Genomic DNA, 18349 nt, shown 5'->3' with positions numbered 1-18349 from the left:
CCACAAGGGCCCCGGCACCCCGATCAGTGCCCGGCGGGCGGAAGTTCGGCGAGGTGGCGCAGCGGAACCGGACAGGACAGCGGCCGCCGGTCGGGCGCGGGCTCCTCCCCGGCCAGGGCCGCGACGGCCGGGCCGCACATCCGGCCCTGGCACCAGCCCATGCCGGCCCGGGTGAGGAGTTTGACCGTACGGGCGTCCCGCGCGCCGAGGTCGCCTGCGGCCTCGCGGATCCGCCCGGCCGGCACCTCCTCGCAGCGGCAGACGACGGCGTCGTCCCGGAGCCAGCCGGTCCACCCCTCGCCGGGGCGGTGGGCCGCGGCCATCGCGTCGGCGAAGGCGCGCAGCCGGGCGCGGCGGCGGGTGAGGCGGGCTCCGGGCGGCGTACCCGCGACGGAGTGCGCGGCCAGTTCGCCCTCGGTCATGGCCAGTTGGGCCCCGCCGATGCCGCCGGTCTCGCCCGCCGACCAGATGCCGGGGACGGAGGTCCGCTGCCCGGCGTCGAGGACGAGGGCGACGGTGCCGTCCGGGCCGGGGCGGGTCTCGCAGCCGAGGCCGGTGGCCAACTCCAGCTGGGGCACCAGTCCGTGGCCGACGGCCAGGGCGTCGCAGGGGATCCGGCGGGCGCTGCCGGGCAGCGGCCGCCAGTTGCCGTCGAGCCGGGCCACGGTGACGGCCTCGACCCGGTCGGTGCCGTGCGCCTCGGTGACGGCGTGCCGGGTGAGGAGCCGGACGTGGTGACGGGCCAGCGCCCCGCCGTAGGTGGCGGCCTCGACGAGCTTGCCGGGGTTGCGCAGCAGGGCGGGGACCTGGCCCGCGTACGCGGTGTAGGCGGCGGCCTCCACCACGGCGGGCACGGTGGCTCCCGCGGCGGCGAGCGACCCGGCCACGGCCAGCAGCAGCGGCCCGCTCCCGGCGACGACCACCCGCCGGCCCGGCAGCACCAGCCCGCCCTTGAGCATGGCCTGCGCCCCGCCGGCCCCGACCACTCCCGGCAGGGTCCAGCCGGGGAAGGGCAGTTGCCGCTCGTAGGCGCCGGTGGCGATGAGCACGGCCCGGGCCGTGACGACGGTGGCCCGCTCCTCGGGGGCGTGACCGGCGACGGCGTGCAGGATCCACTCCGTGGCGGGCGTGGCGGGCGCGGCGGGCCCGCGGCGCACCTCGGCGGCCCCGGCCGCCCCGCCCGGGACGACCGTCCACACGTGGTGGAGCGGGAGGTACGTGATCCGGCCGGCCGACTCGTGGGCGCGCAGGGCGGCTTCGCGGGTCGCGAACTGGGCCCAGCCGTGGTGCAGCGCCTCGGGGCGGGCCGCGCCCAGGCCGGGGGCGGGGTGACGGTAGAACTGCCCGCCGGGGCGGTCGCCCGCGTCGAGGAGCGTGACCCGCAGCCCGAGGCGGGCGGCGGTGACGGCGGCGGCCAGTCCGGCCGGACCGGCCCCGACGATCGCGAGATCGGCACGGGCCGGCGCGGCCCCGGAAACGGACGCGAAAGCGGAAGCGAGCCCGGCGGCGGGCGCGGAAGCGGGGCCGACGGCCGGCACGGAAGCGGACGCCGGCGCCGGCACGGAAGCGGACGCCGGTGCCGGCACGGCGGCAGGACCCGGCGGACCTGCGGGATCCGCGCGGCCCGCGCGACCGGCGGGCTCAGACGGCGAGGTCGGCATGGCCGGTTCCCTCCTGGGTGGTGACGGCGTCCCCAGGCCGGGCCGGGACCAGGCAGGCGCGCTGGTTCGGCCGGCCGTTGACGGTGACGAGGCAGTCGTAGCAGCTGCCGATCCCGCAGAACGCGCCGCGCGGGGCGCCGCCCTCCCGGGTGGTCCGCCAGGCGAGGATGCCCGCGCCCCAGAGCACGGCGGCGATGCTCTGGCCGGGCAGGGCGGGCAGTTCCCGGCCGTCGAAGGTGATCTCGTGCGCGGCTGCCGGGCTGCCGCCGACCAGCGAACGGGGGCTGCGCATCAGTGCCGCTCCTCGGGGGTGTCGGTGGCGGCCGGGTCCGCGGCGAAGCGGCCCGGTCGGAACGGGTGGGCGGGGAGCGGCGGTTCGGCCCCCGTCAGGGCGGCGGCGATCAGCGCTCCGGTGGCGGGCGCCAGGCCGATGCCCGCGCCCTCGTGGCCGCAGGCGTGCAGCAGCCCGGGGCGCCGCGGGTCCGGGCCGATCGCCGGGAGGTGGTCGGGCAGGTAGGGGCGGAAGCCGTGGTAGGCGCGCATCACCCGGACGTCGGCCAGGACGGGGAAGAGCGCCGCGGCCTGGGCGGCCAGGCGGCGCAGGGCCTCCGTCGAGAGGGTGCGGTCGAAGCCGACCCGCTCCCGGGTGGCGCCGATGAGGACCGGGCCGGAGGGGGTGCCCTCGACCACCGCCGAGGACTGCAGGGCGGCGGAGCCGCTTGCGACGTCCGCGATGTAGTCGGCGGCGTAGACCTTGTGCCGGACCACCCGCGGCAGGGGTTCGGTCACCAGGACGAAGCCGCGCCGCGGGAGGACGGGCAGGGTGACCCCGGCCAGCGAGGCGATGTGGCCGCCCCAGGTGCCGGCCGCGTTCACCACGGCCGGGGCCAGGAGTTCGCGGTGCGGCGTGCGCACCCCGCGTACGGCTCCCCGGTCCAGCAGTATCTCCGTCACCTCCTCACCGAGGTACACCTCGGCGGCCCGGGCTCCGGCCGCACCCGGGGCGCGCGCCGCGGCCAGGAGCCGGGCCGCCGCCTGGGCGGGCTGGACCTGGGCGTCCTGCGGATAGTGGAAGCCGCCCGCCAGGCCCGGGGCCAGGTGCGGCTCCAGGTCGCGCAGGGTGTCCGCCGCCACCTCGACCGCGTCGACGCCGACCGCGCGCTGGCCTTCCGCGAAGTGCCGCAGGGCCTTCACGGTCCTCTCGTCGGGGGCGACGACGAGCCCGCCCTTGGGCTCGTACTCGATGTCCGGCGGGAGGACCGCGGCGAGTTCGGTCCACAGGCGGGTGGACAGCAGGGCGAGGCCGAGTTCGGGTCCCGCCTCCTTGTCGGAGACGAGCAGGTTGCCTTCGCCGGCACCGGTGGTGCCGCCCGCCACGGGGCCCCGGTCGACCACGGCCACGGAGAGTCCGGCGCGGGCCGCGTAGTAGGCGCAGGCCGCCCCGACGACGCCGGCGCCGATGATCACGGCGTCCAGGGAGTGTCTCTTGAGCACGGCAGTAATATGTCACATTCTTTAGGGCCTGCCCAGATGCCCGGCCCGGTCCCGCACCCCCCTCGGATGCGGGACCGGGCCGGTGCCGGGCCGGTGCCGGTCAGCTGCGGAGGGGGCCCTCACAGCTGTAACTGGAGCTGCCCGCCACCTTGTTGGTCCAGATCTCCACCGGGCCGAAGGAACAGTTCATGTCGGCGAGGTTGTTGGAGGCCGCGCCCGCCCGGTCGAGGATGAAGTAGTCGACCGTCTCGGACATGTCCTTGAAGTTCTGGTCGTCGTTGCGCCAGTTCTTCAGGTTCGCGGTGATCCGGCCGGTGCAGGTGAAGCGGCGCTTGCCCGGGTCTCCGTTCTCCACGCAGTCGGGCGTGTTGTAGGTGGCCGTGGCGAAGGAGGACTTCACCGAGGCGAGCGCGGCGTCGCGCAGCCGGTCGTTCGGGGTGAAGGAGGTGTTCGGCACGTAGAGCTGGTCGACCTTGGCGATCTGCGCGTCCAGGAAGCGGTCGTAGTCGCGCTGGAGGTAGGTATCCGCCCCCATCCGGTGGCGCCAGGCGTCGTACGCCGCCACGTCGTCGGCCCGCAGGTGCGTGTACATCTCGCGCAGCAGCGTGGGCTTCTCGGTCCACAGGAACTCGAAGAAGGTGCCCGCGTAGCTGTAGAAGCGGAAGCCGTCGCCGTCGTAGGTGGCGTTCAGCAGCTGCTCGACGCTCATGCGCGGGCCGCCGCCGGCCGTGTCGCTGATGATGCTCTTGACGAGGGACTTGCGGACGGCGATGCCGTTGTCGCGGGTGGCGCCGTCGAAGAACTCGGCCGTGCCCTCGTCCATGGCGGTCGTCCGGTCGCTCTCGTACCAGGGGCCCTGGCCGAAGAAGCCGGGGACGGCGAAGCGGCCGTTGAGGTAGTGCGTGTACTCGTGGCGGAAGAGCTCCTCGAGGGTGAGGGAGGAGTCCTGCGGGACGCGGCGCTGGTAGGTGTAGAAGGTGGCGCCGTTCTCGATGTAGATGCCGCCGTTGTTGGTGCCGTAGCCGGTCAGGATCGGGTGGTAGTTCACGTAGTCGGCGCGGGAGGCGTAGAGCACGATGTTCAGCGTGGAGTTGGGGTCGCCCGCGAGCGGCTGGTCGGTGCCGAGCACGCGGTGGTACTGGGACTTCACCTGCTTGCTCGCGTAGTACAGCTGGTCGACGGTGGCCCGGTCCAGCGCGGTGCGGACCTTGATGGCGCCGTTGTCGTAGGAGTAGGTGTAGGGGAAGAGCTGCTTCTCGATGTCCTCCTTGCACACCCCGTACGGCTTGCAGGCCTCGTAGAAGTTGAGCCAGGAGACGACCTTGGCCCACGGCTCGCTGCCGTCGCCGAAGGCGGTGCGGACGGGGCCGAGCATCGCGCCGAGGTCGGCGACGACCCGGTCGCGCAGGCCCTCGACCTGGCCGAAGCGGGCGTACTCGCTCAGCGCGTCGCGCACCACCCAGGCGTTGCCCGTGTCCTTGAGGTGCGTGTAGGTGGAGAAGGCCTTGAAGGCGTCGCGGTAGGAGGCGTCGGCGGCCACCGCGGAGTGGAAGGCGGCGTCCTGGTTGCCCGGGTAGACGCCCAGGTAGGTGACGGAGAGGGCGGCCAGTGCGGCGCCCGCCCAGCCGGCGTCGAGGTGGGTGGCCGGGTGGGCCGGGTCCATGGTGGCCAGGACCTTCTTGATCAGGCCGAGCTGGTGCTGGCGCAGGCCGGGCGCGCTGCCGGCGTAGAGGGCCTCGCGCAGGGTGCGGGCGTTGGCGGGCGTCGCGTCGAAGGTGTGGGCGGCGGCGCCGAAGTCGGCGATGGCACGGCGCATGGCGTCGACGGTGGGGGCGTCGGTGACGTCGATCTCGGAGCGCGAGTAGTCGTGGTAGGCGACCGCGTGCAGATAGGTGAACATCTCCTCCAGATGGGAGGAGTTACGGCCGTCGTGGGCGGCGGCCAGGCCGGATATCCGGCGGGAGACGGCCTGGACGTGCGCGTCCGACATGACCGGGGCCAGGCGGGCGTCCCAGGTCCAGATGAGCCCGCGCAGACAGCCGTCGGCGAGGACGGCCTGGTCGCCGAGGAAGTCGGCGAACTGCTCCGGGGTGAGACCGGTGATCCCGTCGAGGGTGCAGGGGACGCCCGCGGCGACGCTCTTCGCGGTGGGGGCCGCCTTGACCGCCTTGCCGCGCTTCTGCAGGTCGTCGGCGGGCGCGGCGGCGGGCGTGGCCGCGCCGGGGACCTGTCCGGCGATGTTCTGCCCGCCGGGGGCCGGCGCCGGCGCCGGGGTGTTGTCCTTCGCGTCGGCCAGGCGGTCGACCTCGTCGAACGGGTTCCCCGTGGGGCCGGGGGCGGGGGCGGGGGCGGCCTGTGCGCCGGTGAAGGTGGCCGGGGCCGGGGCCGTGAACTCGGCGGCCTGCGTGGTGGCCTGTCCCGCGGTGGCGAGGAGGGTCACGGCTACGGCGGAGGCGAGAAGGGAAGAGCGCACAGCTCTGTGCTTGAGCACCGAGAACTCCTGATTGGAGAGGGTGAGGTGGGGGGTGGTGCGTGAACTGCCCTGCGTCACACGGCGTTTGACGGGGGGCAACGTGCCGCGATGTGAGCTGTAACATAGTAATGTGAAATTGCACTGACAAGACCTGTGCGCCCACCAGTTCGCATCTTTCTTGAGGGAGTCCTCGTGACCGACGCGTCCGCCCGCCTCAACACGGGCAGTCACGACCGCCCGGTGTCCCCGGAGTTGTCCCGGTACATGGCGGGCAATTGGGCCGCGACCCCGCTGCCCGACTCCGACCGGGTCCCCGGCCACGCCGTCACCCCGGCCCGCCGGGCGCGGCTCTCGGCCCGCTTCCCGGGCGAGCGGCTGATCGTCCCGGCCGGGGAGCTGAAGGTCCGCTCCAACGACTGCGACCACCGCTTCCGCCCGCACAGCGCGTACGCCTGGCTGACCGGCCTCACCGGCGAGGACCAGGCGGGCCACGTCCTGGTCATGGAGCCGTCGGGCCCGCACGCCCACGAAGCCGTGCTGTACCTGCGGCCGCGCTCGCCGCGCGCGCACGGGGACGGGGAGTTCTACCGGGACCGCCGGTACGGGGAGTTCTGGGTGGGCCGCCGGCCGGACCTCGCGGAGGCCGAGCGCCTCACCGGCATCCGCTGCGCGCACCTGGACGCACTCGGCTCACCGGCCGGCCGCAACGCGGCCTCCGACGCCGGACTCGCCTCCGCGCTCTCGGAGCTGCGCCTGGTGAAGGACGCGTGGGAGGTCGAGCAGCTCCAACTGGCCGTCGACCACACGACGGCGGGCTTCGAGGACGTCGTACGGGCCCTGCCGCGCGCGCTGGCGCATCCGCGCGGGGAGCGGTGGATCGAGGGGGTCTTCGGCCTGCGCGCCCGGGCGGAGGGCAACGGCACCGGGTACGAGACGATCGCGGCGTCCGGCGCCCACGCCTGCACCCTGCACTGGATCCGCAACGACGGCCGGCTGAACGGGGCGGAACTGCTGCTCCTGGACGCGGGCGTGGAGACGGACACCCTCTACACGGCCGACATCACCCGCACCCTGCCGCTGTCGGGCCGCTTCTCCCCCGTCCAGCGCCAGGTGTACGAGCTGGTCCTGGCCGCCCAGGAGGCGGGCATCGCGGCACTGCGCCCGGGGGCGAGCTTCGGGGACTTCCACCGGGCCGGGATGCGGGTGATAGCGGAGGGCCTGGCGGAGTGGGGCGTCCTGAAGGACGCGGAGGGCGACCTGCACCGGCGGTACACGCTGTGCAGCAGCGGCCACATGCTGGGGCTCGACGTGCACGACTGCGCGAAGGCCCGGGCGGAGACCTATCTGGACGGCGTGCTGGAGGAGGGACAGGTCCTGACGGTGGAGCCGGGCCTCTACCTCCAGCCCGACGACGAGACCCTCCCGGCGGAGCTGCGGGGCATCGGCGTCCGCATCGAGGACGACCTGGTCATCACGGCGAACGGCGCACGCCTGATGTCGGGTGCGCTGCCACGCACGGTGGCCGGGATCGAGGAGTGGATGGGCCGGCTCCTGGACACCCCCTAAGGGCTGTCCCGTAGGGCTGCGACCGGCAAGGTTCACCGGGTTGCGACGCCCGGCACGGCACTAGACGCTGTGCGGGGTGGTGAGCCGGGCGGTCAGCTCCTCGACGAAGGCCTCCAGGTGGGGTGGGCGCGGTCCGGTGCGGGTGGCACAGAACCAGGTACGGGTCAGTGGCTGCGCGCCGATGCCGACGAGGGCGAGGCCGTGCGAGGCCGCGTAGGGGGCGGCCACCCAGTTGGGCAGCACGGTCACGCCCTGGCCGCCGGCCACCATCTCGATCACCAGGTCGGTCACCACCGGCATCGTGGTGATCCGGGCCGGCCGGGCCCCGACGGGGATCGGCAGCGGCATCGACGGGATCCGCTTCTGGTCGTAGAAGTCGTAGAGGACGAGGTCGGCGCCGTCGAAGTCACGGGCGGTCAGGTGCGCGCGCGAGGCCCACGGGTGGCCGGCGGGCACCACCGCCACCATCTCGTCCTCGAACAGTCTGGTCAGCGAGACCCGGTCCATCTGCAGGTCCGGCTTGGTGACCAGCGCGACGTCGACGAGGTCGGCGAGCAGTGCCGGAATCGGCGCGTCGTCGGCAACGGTCTCGATGCGCACGTCGATGTCCGGCGCGCGCTCGCGGAAGGCGCGGAGCACGGGCGGCAGCCACGGGAAGGTCGTGCTGCACTGCGCCGTGAAGCGGACCCGCCGGTCGCGCCCGTCACGGATCTCGCGCAGGTCCCGGGCCGCCGAGTCCAGTTCGCCGAGGACGTGGTGGGCCGCGACCAGCAGTCGGCGGCCCGCGGCGTTGGGGACCAGGCGGCCCTTGCGGTCGAAGAGGGTCATACCCAGGCGGGCCTCCAGCCGGGTGAGCCGCTGGCTGAGGGCGGGCTGGCTCACGTAGAGCCGCTCGGCGGCGGCGGTCAGCGAGCCGGCCTCGGCGGTGGCGGCCAGGAGCTCCAGGTCACGCAGATCCACATCCATAACCAGGGATTATCACACGCTCCAATCTTCGTCGTGGTGTTATGAGTTGGGTGCTCCTAGGTTCGTGGTGTCAGCCGGTCGGAACCCCGACGGACGACACCGACGAAAGGCACAGCGCCATGACCGACACGCACACGGACATCAACGACACCGCCACCACCGCTCTGGTCACCGGCTCCTCCAGCGGCATCGGCCTGGACATCGCCCGCGCCTTCCTGGCGAGCGGCGCCAATGTCGTCCTGAACGGCCGGGACGCCGACCGCCTCGCCAAGGCGGCGGCCACCCTCGGTCACCCCGGGCGGATCGCGTGGGTCGCGGGTGCCATCGCCGAGCCGACGACGGGCGAGGCCCTCGTCCGTACCGCGCTCGACCGGTTCGGCCGCATCGACGTCCTGGTCAACAACGCGGGCACCTTCGCCCCCAAGCCCTTCACCGAGGTCACCGAGGAAGAACTCGACGGCTTCCTGACCGGCAACCTCAAGGGCACCTACCTCACCACCCAGGCCGTCGTACGGGCGCTGCGCGCGCAGGGCCGGGGCGGCAGCATCGTCAACATCGGCACCGTCCTGGTGGACCACGCGCTGGCGGGCTTCCCGTCCTCCGCACCGGTGGTCAGCAAGGCGGGGGTGCACGCGCTGACGACCAGCCTGGCCGCCGAACTCGCCGCCGACGGCATCCGCGTGAACCTCGTGTCCCCCGGCATCATCCGCACCCCGCTGCACGCGGGTTCCGACGTGGATTCCTTCGGCGGGCTCGCCCTGCTGAACCGGGTCGGCGAGGTCGCGGAGATCTCCGAGGCGGTGCTCTACCTCGCGGGCGCCACCTTCGTCACCGGCCACGCCCTGCGCGTGGACGGCGGCCACGTCACCGGTCGCGCCTGAGCCGCACGCCCCTCTCCCCCCTGCCCACCGGAAGGACATCCCTCACCATGCCGTACGTCAACGTCAGGATCACCCGTGAAGGCGCCACCGCCGCCCAGAAGGCCGAGATCATCGCTGGTGTGACCGACCTGCTGGTCCAGGTCCTCGACAAGGACCCGGCCACCACCTTCGTCCTCATCGACGAGGTGGAGCTGGAGGACTGGGGCGTGGGCGGCGTCCGGACGGACGAGTACCGCCGTATCCGCGCACGGAACCAGGCCGTCTCTTCCGGATGCTGACGGAAAGAGACGGCCGGCCGTCTGCGGGCGGGGTCCGGGGCGGGGACACGGCGGGGTGTCCCCGCGGGACGAGCGCGCAACCACGGACCGGCACGGCCGGGCCGCCCCGCCGTTACGGGAGGACCGCCACGCCGTCGAGCTCCACCAGGGCCTGGTCGTCCCAGAGGCGGACCACGCCGATGACGGCCATCGCCGGATAGTCGCGGCCCGCCGACCGCCGCCAGATGCGGCCCAGTTCGGCCGCGTGGGTCCGGTACGCCGCCACGTCCACCGCGTACACCGTCACCCGGGCCAGGTCCGCCGGGGTGCCACCCGCCGCGGCGAGGGCCGCCAGGAGGTTGGCGAGGGCGACCTCGAACTGCTCCGGCAGGCTCTCGCCCACCACCTTGCCCCCGCCGTCCAGGGCGGTCTGGCCCGCCAGGAACACCAGCCGGGTGCCGGTCGCCGCGACCGCGTGCGAGAAACCCGTCGCGGGCGACAGCTCCGCCGGGTTGATCCGGTCCAGGCTCATCGCGCCGTCACCGCCCCGTACAGCTCCTTCGCGATGATCGTGCGCTGCACCTCGCTCGCCCCCTCGTAGATCCGCGGTGCCCGCACCTCCCGGTAGAGGTGTTCGAGCAGGTGGCCGCGCTGGAGGGCAACCGCGCCGTGCAGCTGGACCGCGTGGTCGACCACGTACTGGGCCGTCTCTGTGGCCAGCAGTTTCGCCATCGCCGCCCGGCGCGGGACGTCACCGGCGCCCCGGTCGTAGGCCCCGGCCGCCGCGTACACCAGCAGCCGGGCCGCCTCCGTGCGGGTGGCCATCTCGGCCACCCGGTGCGCCACCGCCTGGAGATCGCTCAGCGTTCCGCCGAACGCGGTCCGGTCCGCCGTGTACGCGAGCGTCGCGTCCAGCGCGGCCCGGGCCATGCCCACCGCGAAGGCGCCGACGCTCGGCCGGAAGAGGTTCAGGGTGTCCATCGCGACGCGGAAGCCCCGCCCGGGTTCGCCGAGCAGGTCCCGCGGGCCGACCGGCACCCCGTCGAAGGTGAGCGTGCCGATCGGGTGCGGGGAGAGCATGTCCAGGGGTGCGCCGGAGAGTCCGGGGCGGTCGGCCGGGACCAGGAAGGCCGAGACCCCCTTCGCCCCCGGCCCCTCGCCCGTTCGGGCGAACACGGTGTAGAAATCCGCCTCGGGGGCGTTGGAGATCCAGCACTTCTCACCGCCGAGCCGCCAGCCGCCCCCGCCGGCCGGGTCGGGCGTCGCCGCCAGCGTCAGCGCCGCCGCGTCCGAGCCCGCCCCCGGCTCGCTCAGCGCGAAGGCCGCCACCGCCCGCCCGGCGCGCACCTGCGGCAGCCAGCGCTCCCGCTGCTCCTCGCTCCCCGCCCGCAGGACCGGGTACGCACCGAGCCCCTGCAGGGCGAGCGCCGTCTCGGCCTCCGTGCAACCGTAGGCGAGGGATTCCCGCAGCAGGCACAGTTCCAGCGCGCCCGAGGCGAACACCCGCTCCAGCAGGCCCAGCTCCCCCAGCGCCGCCAGCAGCGGCCGGTTGACCCGCCCCGGCTCCCCCTTCTCGGCCAGCGGCCGCAGCCGCTGCACCGCCAGTGCGCGCAACTGCCCGCACCACTCCTCCTGGTCCACCCCGAGCGCGAATCCGGTCATCCGAATATCCCCGCATCTATCGCGTCCTGTTGACTGCCGTCACCATCACGATACGCTCCTGGAAGGAGCTTCCGGCCGTGGCCGGAGGAACCACCGCACGGCCGGCTCCACCCCACCCCGGACCGCTGCAAGGGGGGCGACCCGCCTTGGACCTCAAGCCTTCGGCTCACACCGACACCTTCGCCCGTGACCATCTGCCACCGGCGGACACCTGGCCGGAGCTCCTCTTCGATCTGCCCGAACTGGCCTACCCGGACCGCCTGAACTGCGGAGCCGAGCTGCTCGACGCCACCATCGCCCGGTTCGGTCCCGCGGGCGCCGACCGCCCGGCCTTCCGCAGCGCCGCGGGCGAGGTGTGGACGTACGGCGGTCTGCGCGAGCGCGTGGACCGCCTGGCCCACACGCTCACCGCCGACCTCGGCGTGGTCCCCGGCAACCGGGTGCTCCTGCGCGGGCCCACCGGCCCCTGGCTCGCCGCCTGCTGGCTCGCGGTGATGAAGGCGGGAGCGGTGGCCGTCACCGTACTGCCCCAGCAGCGCGCGCAGGAGCTGGCCACGGTGTGCGCGATGGCCCGGGTGGGGCACGCCCTGTGCCATGCGGACGTGCTGGACGACCTGGTCAAGGCCGAGGTGCCGGGGCTGCGGATCACCGTGTACGGGGGCGGGGACCCGGGGGACCTGCTCCGGCTGGCCGAGAGACATCCCGACCCGTTCCCGGCCGCCCCGACCTCCGCGGACGACGTCGCCCTGATCGCCTTCACCTCCGGGACCACCGGGCGGCCCAAGGGCTGCATGCACTTCCACCGCGATCTGCTCGCCGTCGCCGACACCTTCTCCCGCAGCGTGCTGCGGCCCCGCCCGGACGACGTCTTCGCGGGCAGCCCGCCGCTCGGCTTCACCTTCGGCCTCGGCGGACTGGTCGTCTTCCCGCTGCGCGCCGGGGCCTCGGCGCTGCTGCTGGAGGAGGCGGTGCCGCGCCGGCTGCTGCCCGCGCTCGCGGAGCACCGGGTGACGGTGCTGTTCACCGCGCCCACCGCGTACCGGACGATGCTGGACGCGCTGGGCCCGTACGACGTGGGCATGTACGACCTGTCGGCGCTGCGCCGCTGCGTCTCGGCCGGGGAAAACCTGCCCGCCGCCACCTGGCAGGCCTGGTACGAGCGCACCGGCCTGCGGATCATCAACGGCATCGGGGCGACCGAGCTGCTGCACATCTTCATCTCCGCCGCCGACGAGGACATCCGGCCCGGGACGACGGGCCGGGTGGTCCCGGGCTGGGAGGCCCGGGTGGTGGACCGGGCCGGCCGCCCGGTCCCGGACAACGAGCCGGGGCTGCTGGCCGTGCGCGGCCCGGTGGGCTGCCGCTACCTGGCCGATCCCCGGCAGGGGGAGTACGTACAGGGCGGGTGGAACCTGACCGGTGACACCTACGTCCGCGATCCGGAGGGCTACTTCCGCTACGTCGCCCGGGCGGACGACATGATCGTCTCGGCGGGCTACAACATCGCGGGCCCCGAGGTGGAGGAAGCCCTGCTGCGCCACCCGGACGTGGTGGAGGCGGCGGTGGTGGGCCTCCCGGACGAGCGGCGCGGGCAGATCGTGGTGGCGTACACCGTGGCACGCGACGGCGCGGTGCTGACGGAGGAGGTCCTGCGCACCTTCATGCGGGCGGAACTGGCCCCGCACAAGTGCCCGCGCTCCTTCGTCTTCCTCCCCGCCCTCCCCCGTACCGCGACGGGCAAACTGCAGCGCTTCCGGTTGCGTGATCCCGGCGCCCGGCCCGATCCGCCCGACAGGATCTAGAGTGAACCCGTGGTCGAGCAGCACACTCCGCGATCCCTGATCGTCACGTTCTACGGAGCCTACGGGCGGGCCTTCGAGGGCCCGGTCCCGGTGGCCGCGCTGATCCGCCTGCTGGGCGCGGCCGGCGTGGACGCCCCGTCGGTCCGCTCGTCGGTGTCCCGGCTGAAGCGGCGCGGCTTCCTGCTGCCCGAGCGGGCGGCGGACGGCTCGGCGGCGTACGGGCTCTCCGAGGAGGCGCGGCAGCTGCTGGACGACGGCGACCGCCGGATCTACGGCAGCCCGCGGCTGTCGGAGGAGTGGCTGGTGGCGGTGTTCTCGGTCCCGGAGCAGGAGCGGGACAAGCGGCACCTGCTCCGCTCGCGGCTGGCCCGGCTCGGCTTCGGCGCGGTGGCGCCGGGCGTGTGGATCGCCCCGGCCCGGCTGTCCGAGGAGACCGCGCACACCCTGGAGCGGCTGCACCTGACCCCGTACGTGGAACTCTTCCGCGGCACCCACCTCGGTTTCGCCCCGACCGCCGAGGCGGTGGCCCGCTGGTGGGACCTGGCGGCCCTGGCCAAACAGCACGAGGAGTTCCTCGACCTGCACGAACCCGTCCTGCGCGCGCTCCGGCCGGGCCCGGAGCCGACCCCGGAGGAGGCCTACCGGGGCTACCTCCTCGCCCTGGACACCTGGCGCCGCCTCCCGTACGCCGACCCGGGCCTGCCGCGGGATCTGCTGCCCGCGGACTGGCCGGGCGACCGGGCGGCGGCGGTCTTCGCCGAGCTGCACGAGCGGCTGCGCGATGCCGGGGAGCGCTTCGCGCAACCGTGACCGGCCGGGGGGACGTCGTACCGGCTGGCCGGCCTGGTCGCCCCGGCCGGGCGGGCCCGGCCCGCCACCGCGGCGGACGTCCCGCTGCTGCTGGAGTGGATCGCGGCCTTCAAGGCGGAGGCGGGCGTTCCGGGCAGCGCCTCCGAGGCCGTGCTGCGCGACCGGATCTCCTACGGCGGGATCCGGCTGTGGGAGCACGCCGGGACTCCCGTCTCGCTGGCCGGCTTCTCCCGCCCGATCGGCCGGGCCTCCCGCGTCGGCCCCGTCTACACCCCGCCCGGGCGCCGCGGCCGCGGCTACGCCGCCGGGGTCACGCACGCGATGAGCGAAGCGGCGTACGCGGCCGGCGCCACCGAGGTCCTGCTCTTCACGGACCTGGCCAACCCCACCAGCAACGGCGTCTACCTGCGCCTGGGTTACGCCCCGGTCGAGGACCGCGCCGAGATCGTCCCGGCGTGACGGGCCGGGCCGGGCCGGGCCTTGACCTCAAGTCTCCTTGAGGTTCAAGGATGGTCCACATGACGACCGAAAGCGCAGCCCGGACCGCTGACATCGAAGCCATTCACCAGGTGGTGGCCGCCGTCGAGGCCTCGCAGCAGGCCAAGGACCCCGAGGCCTTCCTCTCCCTCTTCCACCCCGACGCCCTGTGGACAACCGGCGGCGGCAAGGTCCTCATCGGCCTGGACGCCATCTCCGAGTTCACCCGCGCGGTCCTCCCCGGCGCGAGCTGGGACGGCCAGGTCAGTTACACCGTCACCCACCTCCGGTTCCTCCGCCCGGACGTGGCCGCGGTCAAGGTCAGCCAGCTCTACCACTCGGCCGACGGCCCCGGGGACGAGGGCGTCCCGACGTACGTGATGACCAAGGAGGACGACGGCCGCTGGCTCCTGACCGTCTGCCAGAACACCCAGGTCCCGAAGGCTTAGGGGGTGTCTCAGTGGGGGCCCGCCCCGCCCGCGCTCGTATTCGGGTGAACCTCGGCCCGGCCGGAGGTGCGGGGACGGCCGTACCGGCGTGGCGTGATCCCTGGCACGGAATACAAGGCGGGACAAACTCCCACAGAGAGGCCCACGTCTCCCATGCGCCGTCGTTTCCTGCTCGCCGCCTCCGCCGCGGCGACCGCCTTCACCGCCACCCTGTCACTCGCCCTGACCGCACCCGCCGCCTCCGCCGGGACGGGTGGGGGCGGGGACGAGCACGAGCCCTGGGTGGTACGCACTGCCGCGCAGCGCACGGACGCCAGGGCGTTCCGTTCGCTGTGCGGCGAGCAGAAGGAGGGCAGACCCGAGCGCCGCACGTTCCCGCTGTTCGGGCGCGGCAAGGGCTTCACCGCGGTGCAGGACTTCCAGCGCCAGGAGCCGGACGGCACGGTGTACTGGGGCGGACATGACCCGAAGAACCCGGAGAACACCATCTCCGTGTCCGCCATCGGGGCCTGCACCGAAGGGCCGGTCACCCTCTCCGGCGTCATCACGATCGGCTTCCGCCAGTACGCGTACCAGCCGCTGGCCAAGCGCCCGGGCTGGTACGAGCTGCAGGAGATCGACTCCCTCGCGCTGCCGCCCAGCGGGCGCGGTATCGACACGGTCGAGGTCCCCGCGAAGAAGCCGCACCACCCGCACCACCCGCACAAGCCGCACAAGCCGCAGAGGCCGGGTCTGAGGGCCGCCACGCCCAACGACCCCGCCGCCATCGACATCGTCGTCGCCTACACGCCGGCCAGCGTCGCCGTGATGGGCAGTGTCCAGGCGGTCCAGGGGCAGATCACCTACGGCGTGAACCAGCTCAACAGGGCGCTCGCCACCGACAACGTGCCGGCCAGCGTGCACGTCGTCCACACCTACCAGACCGCGGCGACCGGTGTCCCCCGCGAGAACGTGAACACCCTGCTCGACATGGTCCGCGACCCCGCGAACACGGTCCTCGGCGCCACGGCCGCCGCCCGGCGGAACCAGTACGGCGCCGACCTCGTGGCGCTGCTCGCCTCCGTCCCCATCGAGGACAGCTCCGGGGCGGCGACCCGGCCCGAACCGGGCCCGACCGCGACGACCGACAGTGCCGCGTTCTCGGTCACCAGCATCGGGTCCGTGACGGCCTGGGAGAACCTCGCGCACGAGATCGGCCACAACTTCGGCATGCAGCACGACCGCCTGACGGTCGCGCGCCAGAACGGAACCACCCCCGCGGGCACGTTCAACTACGGCTGGGTCACGCCGAACGGCCAGCACCGCACGCTCATGGCCTACTCCAACGCCTGCCCCCAGGCGTGCAACGTGGTCAACTCGTACTCCACCCCCGATCGCACCTGGAACGGCCAGATCCTGGGCAACGCCCTGAACAACAACGCCGCCGTCGCGCTGCAGAACGCGGACATCCTGGCCGGATACCGCGCCTCCCTCGTGACCAACCGCAGCTCCCTCACCCTGCTGCACGACCCCGCGGGCGCGGGCACGGTCCGGGTCAGCGAGTACGGTCCGTACGACCCCGGCACGCAGGTCACCGTCACCGCCATCCCGAACCCCGGCTTCCGGTTCGACGCCTGGGCGGTCGACGGTTTCGAGCTGGAAGGGAACAACCCGAACTACCAGCTCACCATGAACGCGGACCGGACCATCAACGCCCTGTTCGCCCCGATCGCGCAGCCGTAACCGTCCCGCCGACGGGCCGCCGCCCAGATGAATGATGCGAAGGGTTGGTGGTCACAGGCGGTCAGCGAGCGCATGACGGGCTGGCCGGTGTGGTCGTTGGCATCCGTGAGCCGGGGCGGGATCCCGACGACGGGGCGCCACGGCGCCAGGTACGGCGATTCCTTCAGCAGGTCGTCGGTCTTCACGTAGAGCGCGGTCGCGAGGGAGTCCAGGTCTGGCGTCACAACCGGCCTTTGGACTCCCTCGCTTCATGTCATGCGCGCCAGCGAGCCCTTCTGTGACTTGCCAGGACAGGTGTCACCAATCTGGCAGGGACGTCCACCACGGATCTGTTCGAGATGCCTGGGCGCAGCGGCATCAGCCTGGCGGGTGATGGCCGCCGTGCACATCACCAGGGCACCACGCCGGCGTCGTCGAAGAACTGTCCGGTGGGGCCGTCGTCGGGCAGGGTCGCGAGTTTGACGGCGATCGCCGCGCCCTGTTCGGGGGTGCGCACGCCGCGGAAGCCGTTGAGGTCGGTGGCGACGTAGCCGGGGCAGCCGGTGTTGATCAGGATGTTCGTGCCGCTCAGCTCCCGGGCGTACTGGAGGGTGACGGCGTTCAGGAACGTCTTCGACGGCGCGTACGCCACGGCCACCGGACCCGTCATCTGCTCAGCAGCGGTTCCTGACTGCCGGGTGAGGGAGCCGACACTGCTGGACATGTTCACGATCCGCGGTGCGGCGGAGCGGCGCAGCAGCGGCAGCATCGCGTTGGTGACGCGGATGACGCCGATCACGTTGGTGTCCACGACCGTGTGGATGGTGGCGGGGTCGATCCGGGTGGGCTCCTGTGGCATGGCGCCTGCGATGGCGGCGTTGTTGACGAGCACGTCGAGGCGTCCGGCCTGTTCGTCGATCAGCCGTGCGGCGGCGGCCGCGCTCGCGTCGTCGGTCACGTCCAGCGGTACGGCGAACGCGTCGATGCCGGCGGCGCGCAGTTTCTCCACCGCGGCGCTTCGGCGCTGGTCGTCGCGGGCGCCGACGCCGACGCTCCAGCCGAGGGCGCCCAGGCCTGCGGCGATCTCGTAGCCGATTCCCTTGTTCGCGCCGGTGACCAGCGCGATCGTCCGTTCAGTCATAGGGACGATGCTGCCTTCGGACCTCGGCGGGAGTCCAAGACCGATTGGGTACGCAACGATACCGTCAGGGTATTGATCCGGGATAGCGTGGCCGGATGGAGACCCGGGAACTGCGGTATTTCGTCGCTGTCGCTGAAGAGCTGCACTTCGGGCGTGCCGCGCAGCGGCTCGGGATCGCGCAGCCACCGTTGTCACGGGCGATCCAGCGGCTCGAACGCCGGCTCGGGGCAGTGCTGTTGGATCGGACCAGTCGCGCTGTCACGCTGACCGAGGCCGGCTCGGTGCTGTTGGTCGAGGGCCGAGCGGCTCTCGACGCGGTCGGGGCCGCCGAGCGTCGGACCCGCCGCGCCGCCCTTTCCGTGACCGGCCGCCCCGGCCTGGTCCTGGTCACGAAGGCCAGCGCGTCCAGGGAACTGCTGGCGAGACTGCTCGACGCGTACGCCGCCGAACCCGGCGCGGTCCCCGTCGACGTCATCCTGTGCGGTCCGGCCGAGCAGGAACGACTCCTGCGCGAGGGCCGGGCCGACGTGGCGCTGCTGCACCGGCCGTTCGACTCGACGGCCGGATTCCACACCGAAGAGCTCAGCACGGAGAGTCAGGTTGTGGTCCTGCCGGCCGGGCATCCGCTCACCGCCCGGGCCCATGTGCACATGGCCGACATCACCGCGCTGCCGGGCCTGCCCCTCCCACGCTGGCCCGACCCCGACGGCACCTACCCGCCCGGCCCCGGCCCGCAGGTCCGCGACCATGCGCAGTTGTTGCAGCTCGTCGCGCTCGGCCGTGCCTGTGCGGTCTCACCGGAGTCGTGCCGAGCCCAACTGCACGGTGACCTCGCCGCCGTGCCCGTGCTGGACGCGCCGACAGTCACCACCGTGATCGCCTGGCCACCGCACAGCCGGTCCAAAGCCGTCGCCGACCTCATCCGGACTGCGACACGTCTCCCGTAGCGCCCACACGCCCGGCCAGGCTCCACCCATCGTGGCCCGGCTCAGGCGGCAGATCGCGGTGG

General features: G+C 73.4%; 17 protein-coding genes and 1 pseudogene. 9 read left to right on the top strand and 9 right to left on the bottom strand.

From position 1 onward, the window contains the following. Positions 1 to 23 precede the first annotated feature (23 nt). The 4 genes from ACFY04_RS21885 to ACFY04_RS21870 form a co-directional block, all read right to left on the bottom strand. On the bottom strand, positions 24 to 1442 hold the full coding sequence (locus ACFY04_RS21885) for an NAD(P)/FAD-dependent oxidoreductase (protein WP_389119093.1): 1419 nt from the start codon (positions 1440 to 1442) through the stop codon (positions 24 to 26). A 199-nt stretch (positions 1443 to 1641) separates the two neighbouring features. Further along, positions 1642 to 1953: a (2Fe-2S)-binding protein gene (locus tag ACFY04_RS21880; RefSeq protein WP_373038393.1), complete on the bottom strand. Its 312-nt coding sequence runs from the start codon at positions 1951 to 1953 to the stop codon at positions 1642 to 1644. Further along, positions 1953 to 3155 (bottom strand): NAD(P)/FAD-dependent oxidoreductase, encoded by a 1203-nt coding sequence (locus ACFY04_RS21875; protein WP_389118894.1) that lies wholly within the window; start codon positions 3153 to 3155, stop codon positions 1953 to 1955. The genes ACFY04_RS21880 and ACFY04_RS21875 overlap by 1 nt, the downstream gene beginning before the upstream one ends. A gap of 100 nt (positions 3156 to 3255) precedes the next feature. Then, entirely contained in the window at positions 3256 to 5646 is a 2391-nt protein-coding gene (locus ACFY04_RS21870; protein WP_389118892.1) for a collagenase, read from the bottom strand. A gap of 174 nt (positions 5647 to 5820) precedes the next feature. Here ACFY04_RS21870 and ACFY04_RS21865 point away from each other — a divergent pair, with 174 nt between their 5' ends. Then, on the top strand, positions 5821 to 7194 hold the full coding sequence (locus ACFY04_RS21865) for an aminopeptidase P family protein (protein WP_389118890.1): 1374 nt from the start codon (positions 5821 to 5823) through the stop codon (positions 7192 to 7194). Positions 7195 to 7254: 60 nt separating this feature from the next. Here the strand turns inward: ACFY04_RS21865 and ACFY04_RS21860 are convergent, their stop codons facing one another. Then, the gene (locus tag ACFY04_RS21860; RefSeq protein ID WP_389118888.1) at positions 7255 to 8160 is read right to left on the bottom strand and encodes a LysR family transcriptional regulator; all 906 of its coding nucleotides are present in this window, start codon (positions 8158 to 8160) and stop codon (positions 7255 to 7257) included. A 119-nt stretch (positions 8161 to 8279) separates the two neighbouring features. Here ACFY04_RS21860 and ACFY04_RS21855 point away from each other — a divergent pair, with 119 nt between their 5' ends. Both ACFY04_RS21855 and ACFY04_RS21850 read left to right on the top strand, forming a co-directional pair. Then, on the top strand, positions 8280 to 9041 hold the full coding sequence (locus ACFY04_RS21855) for an SDR family NAD(P)-dependent oxidoreductase (RefSeq protein WP_389118887.1): 762 nt from the start codon (positions 8280 to 8282) through the stop codon (positions 9039 to 9041). 47 nt (positions 9042 to 9088) lie between these two features. Beyond that, positions 9089 to 9319 (top strand): 4-oxalocrotonate tautomerase family protein, encoded by a 231-nt coding sequence (locus ACFY04_RS21850; RefSeq protein WP_389118885.1) that lies wholly within the window; start codon positions 9089 to 9091, stop codon positions 9317 to 9319. A 112-nt stretch (positions 9320 to 9431) separates the two neighbouring features. On the opposite strand, the gene ACFY04_RS21845 is transcribed toward ACFY04_RS21850, so the two are convergent. Together ACFY04_RS21845 and ACFY04_RS21840 are read right to left on the bottom strand one after the other, a co-directional pair. Continuing rightward, a complete protein-coding gene (locus ACFY04_RS21845) occupies positions 9432 to 9830 on the bottom strand; it encodes a RidA family protein (protein ID WP_389118883.1) in 399 nt (132 codons plus the stop codon). Next, positions 9827 to 10960, bottom strand: a complete 1134-nt coding sequence (locus ACFY04_RS21840; protein WP_389118881.1) for an acyl-CoA dehydrogenase family protein — start codon at positions 10958 to 10960, stop codon at positions 9827 to 9829. Before ACFY04_RS21840 ends, ACFY04_RS21845 begins: the two co-directional genes overlap by 4 nt. Positions 10961 to 11106: 146 nt before the next feature. Here ACFY04_RS21840 and ACFY04_RS21835 point away from each other — a divergent pair, with 146 nt between their 5' ends. From ACFY04_RS21835 to ACFY04_RS21815, 5 genes are all read left to right on the top strand, one after another. Continuing rightward, positions 11107 to 12762: an AMP-binding protein gene (locus ACFY04_RS21835; protein ID WP_389118879.1), complete on the top strand. Its 1656-nt coding sequence runs from the start codon at positions 11107 to 11109 to the stop codon at positions 12760 to 12762. A 9-nt stretch (positions 12763 to 12771) separates the two neighbouring features. Continuing rightward, a complete protein-coding gene (locus tag ACFY04_RS21830; protein ID WP_389118878.1) occupies positions 12772 to 13572 on the top strand; it encodes a PaaX family transcriptional regulator C-terminal domain-containing protein in 801 nt (266 codons plus the stop codon). Positions 13573 to 13722: 150 nt separating this feature from the next. Beyond that, the gene (locus ACFY04_RS21825; RefSeq protein WP_389118876.1) at positions 13723 to 14031 is read left to right on the top strand and encodes a GNAT family N-acetyltransferase; all 309 of its coding nucleotides are present in this window, start codon (positions 13723 to 13725) and stop codon (positions 14029 to 14031) included. 50 nt (positions 14032 to 14081) lie between these two features. Next, a complete protein-coding gene (locus ACFY04_RS21820; RefSeq protein ID WP_389118875.1) occupies positions 14082 to 14498 on the top strand; it encodes an SgcJ/EcaC family oxidoreductase in 417 nt (138 codons plus the stop codon). A gap of 153 nt (positions 14499 to 14651) precedes the next feature. After that, positions 14652 to 16220 carry a M12 family metallo-peptidase gene (locus ACFY04_RS21815; protein WP_389118873.1) on the top strand — a complete coding sequence of 523 codons (1569 nt, stop codon included), beginning with the start codon at positions 14652 to 14654 and terminating at the stop codon, positions 16218 to 16220. A gap of 98 nt (positions 16221 to 16318) precedes the next feature. Here ACFY04_RS21815 and ACFY04_RS21810 read toward each other — a convergent pair. Further along, a pseudogene (locus ACFY04_RS21810) lies at positions 16319 to 16444 on the bottom strand (IS982 family transposase); the annotation flags it as partial. A gap of 164 nt (positions 16445 to 16608) precedes the next feature. Beyond that, entirely contained in the window at positions 16609 to 17340 is a 732-nt protein-coding gene (locus ACFY04_RS21805) for an SDR family oxidoreductase (RefSeq protein ID WP_389118871.1), read from the bottom strand. Positions 17341 to 17435: 95 nt separating this feature from the next. Here ACFY04_RS21805 and ACFY04_RS21800 point away from each other — a divergent pair, with 95 nt between their 5' ends. Beyond that, the gene (locus ACFY04_RS21800) at positions 17436 to 18287 is read left to right on the top strand and encodes a LysR family transcriptional regulator (RefSeq protein WP_389118869.1); all 852 of its coding nucleotides are present in this window, start codon (positions 17436 to 17438) and stop codon (positions 18285 to 18287) included. The last annotated feature ends 62 nt before the right edge of the window (positions 18288 to 18349 follow it).

Source organism: Streptomyces sp. NPDC001549 (assembly GCF_042894025.1).
Lineage (GTDB): Bacteria > Actinomycetota > Actinomycetes > Streptomycetales > Streptomycetaceae > Streptomyces > Streptomyces kutzneri.
Note: the sequence above shows the minus strand (reverse complement) of the source record. Positions and strands in the feature narration are given on the sequence as shown.

Coding starts and splice junctions, on each gene's coding strand:
- ACFY04_RS21880 (WP_373038393.1), bottom strand. CDS start 1,953: ATGCGCAGCCCCCGTTCGCTGGTCGGCGGCAGCCCGGCAGCCGCGCAC.
- ACFY04_RS21860 (WP_389118888.1), bottom strand. CDS start 8,160: ATGGATGTGGATCTGCGTGACCTGGAGCTCCTGGCCGCCACCGCCGAG.
- ACFY04_RS21855 (WP_389118887.1), top strand. CDS start 8,280: ATGACCGACACGCACACGGACATCAACGACACCGCCACCACCGCTCTG.
- ACFY04_RS21850 (WP_389118885.1), top strand. CDS start 9,089: ATGCCGTACGTCAACGTCAGGATCACCCGTGAAGGCGCCACCGCCGCC.
- ACFY04_RS21845 (WP_389118883.1), bottom strand. CDS start 9,830: ATGAGCCTGGACCGGATCAACCCGGCGGAGCTGTCGCCCGCGACGGGT.
- ACFY04_RS21840 (WP_389118881.1), bottom strand. CDS start 10,960: ATGACCGGATTCGCGCTCGGGGTGGACCAGGAGGAGTGGTGCGGGCAG.
- ACFY04_RS21820 (WP_389118875.1), top strand. CDS start 14,082: ATGGTCCACATGACGACCGAAAGCGCAGCCCGGACCGCTGACATCGAA.
- ACFY04_RS21815 (WP_389118873.1), top strand. CDS start 14,652: ATGCGCCGTCGTTTCCTGCTCGCCGCCTCCGCCGCGGCGACCGCCTTC.
- ACFY04_RS21805 (WP_389118871.1), bottom strand. CDS start 17,340: ATGACTGAACGGACGATCGCGCTGGTCACCGGCGCGAACAAGGGAATC.
- ACFY04_RS21800 (WP_389118869.1), top strand. CDS start 17,436: ATGGAGACCCGGGAACTGCGGTATTTCGTCGCTGTCGCTGAAGAGCTG.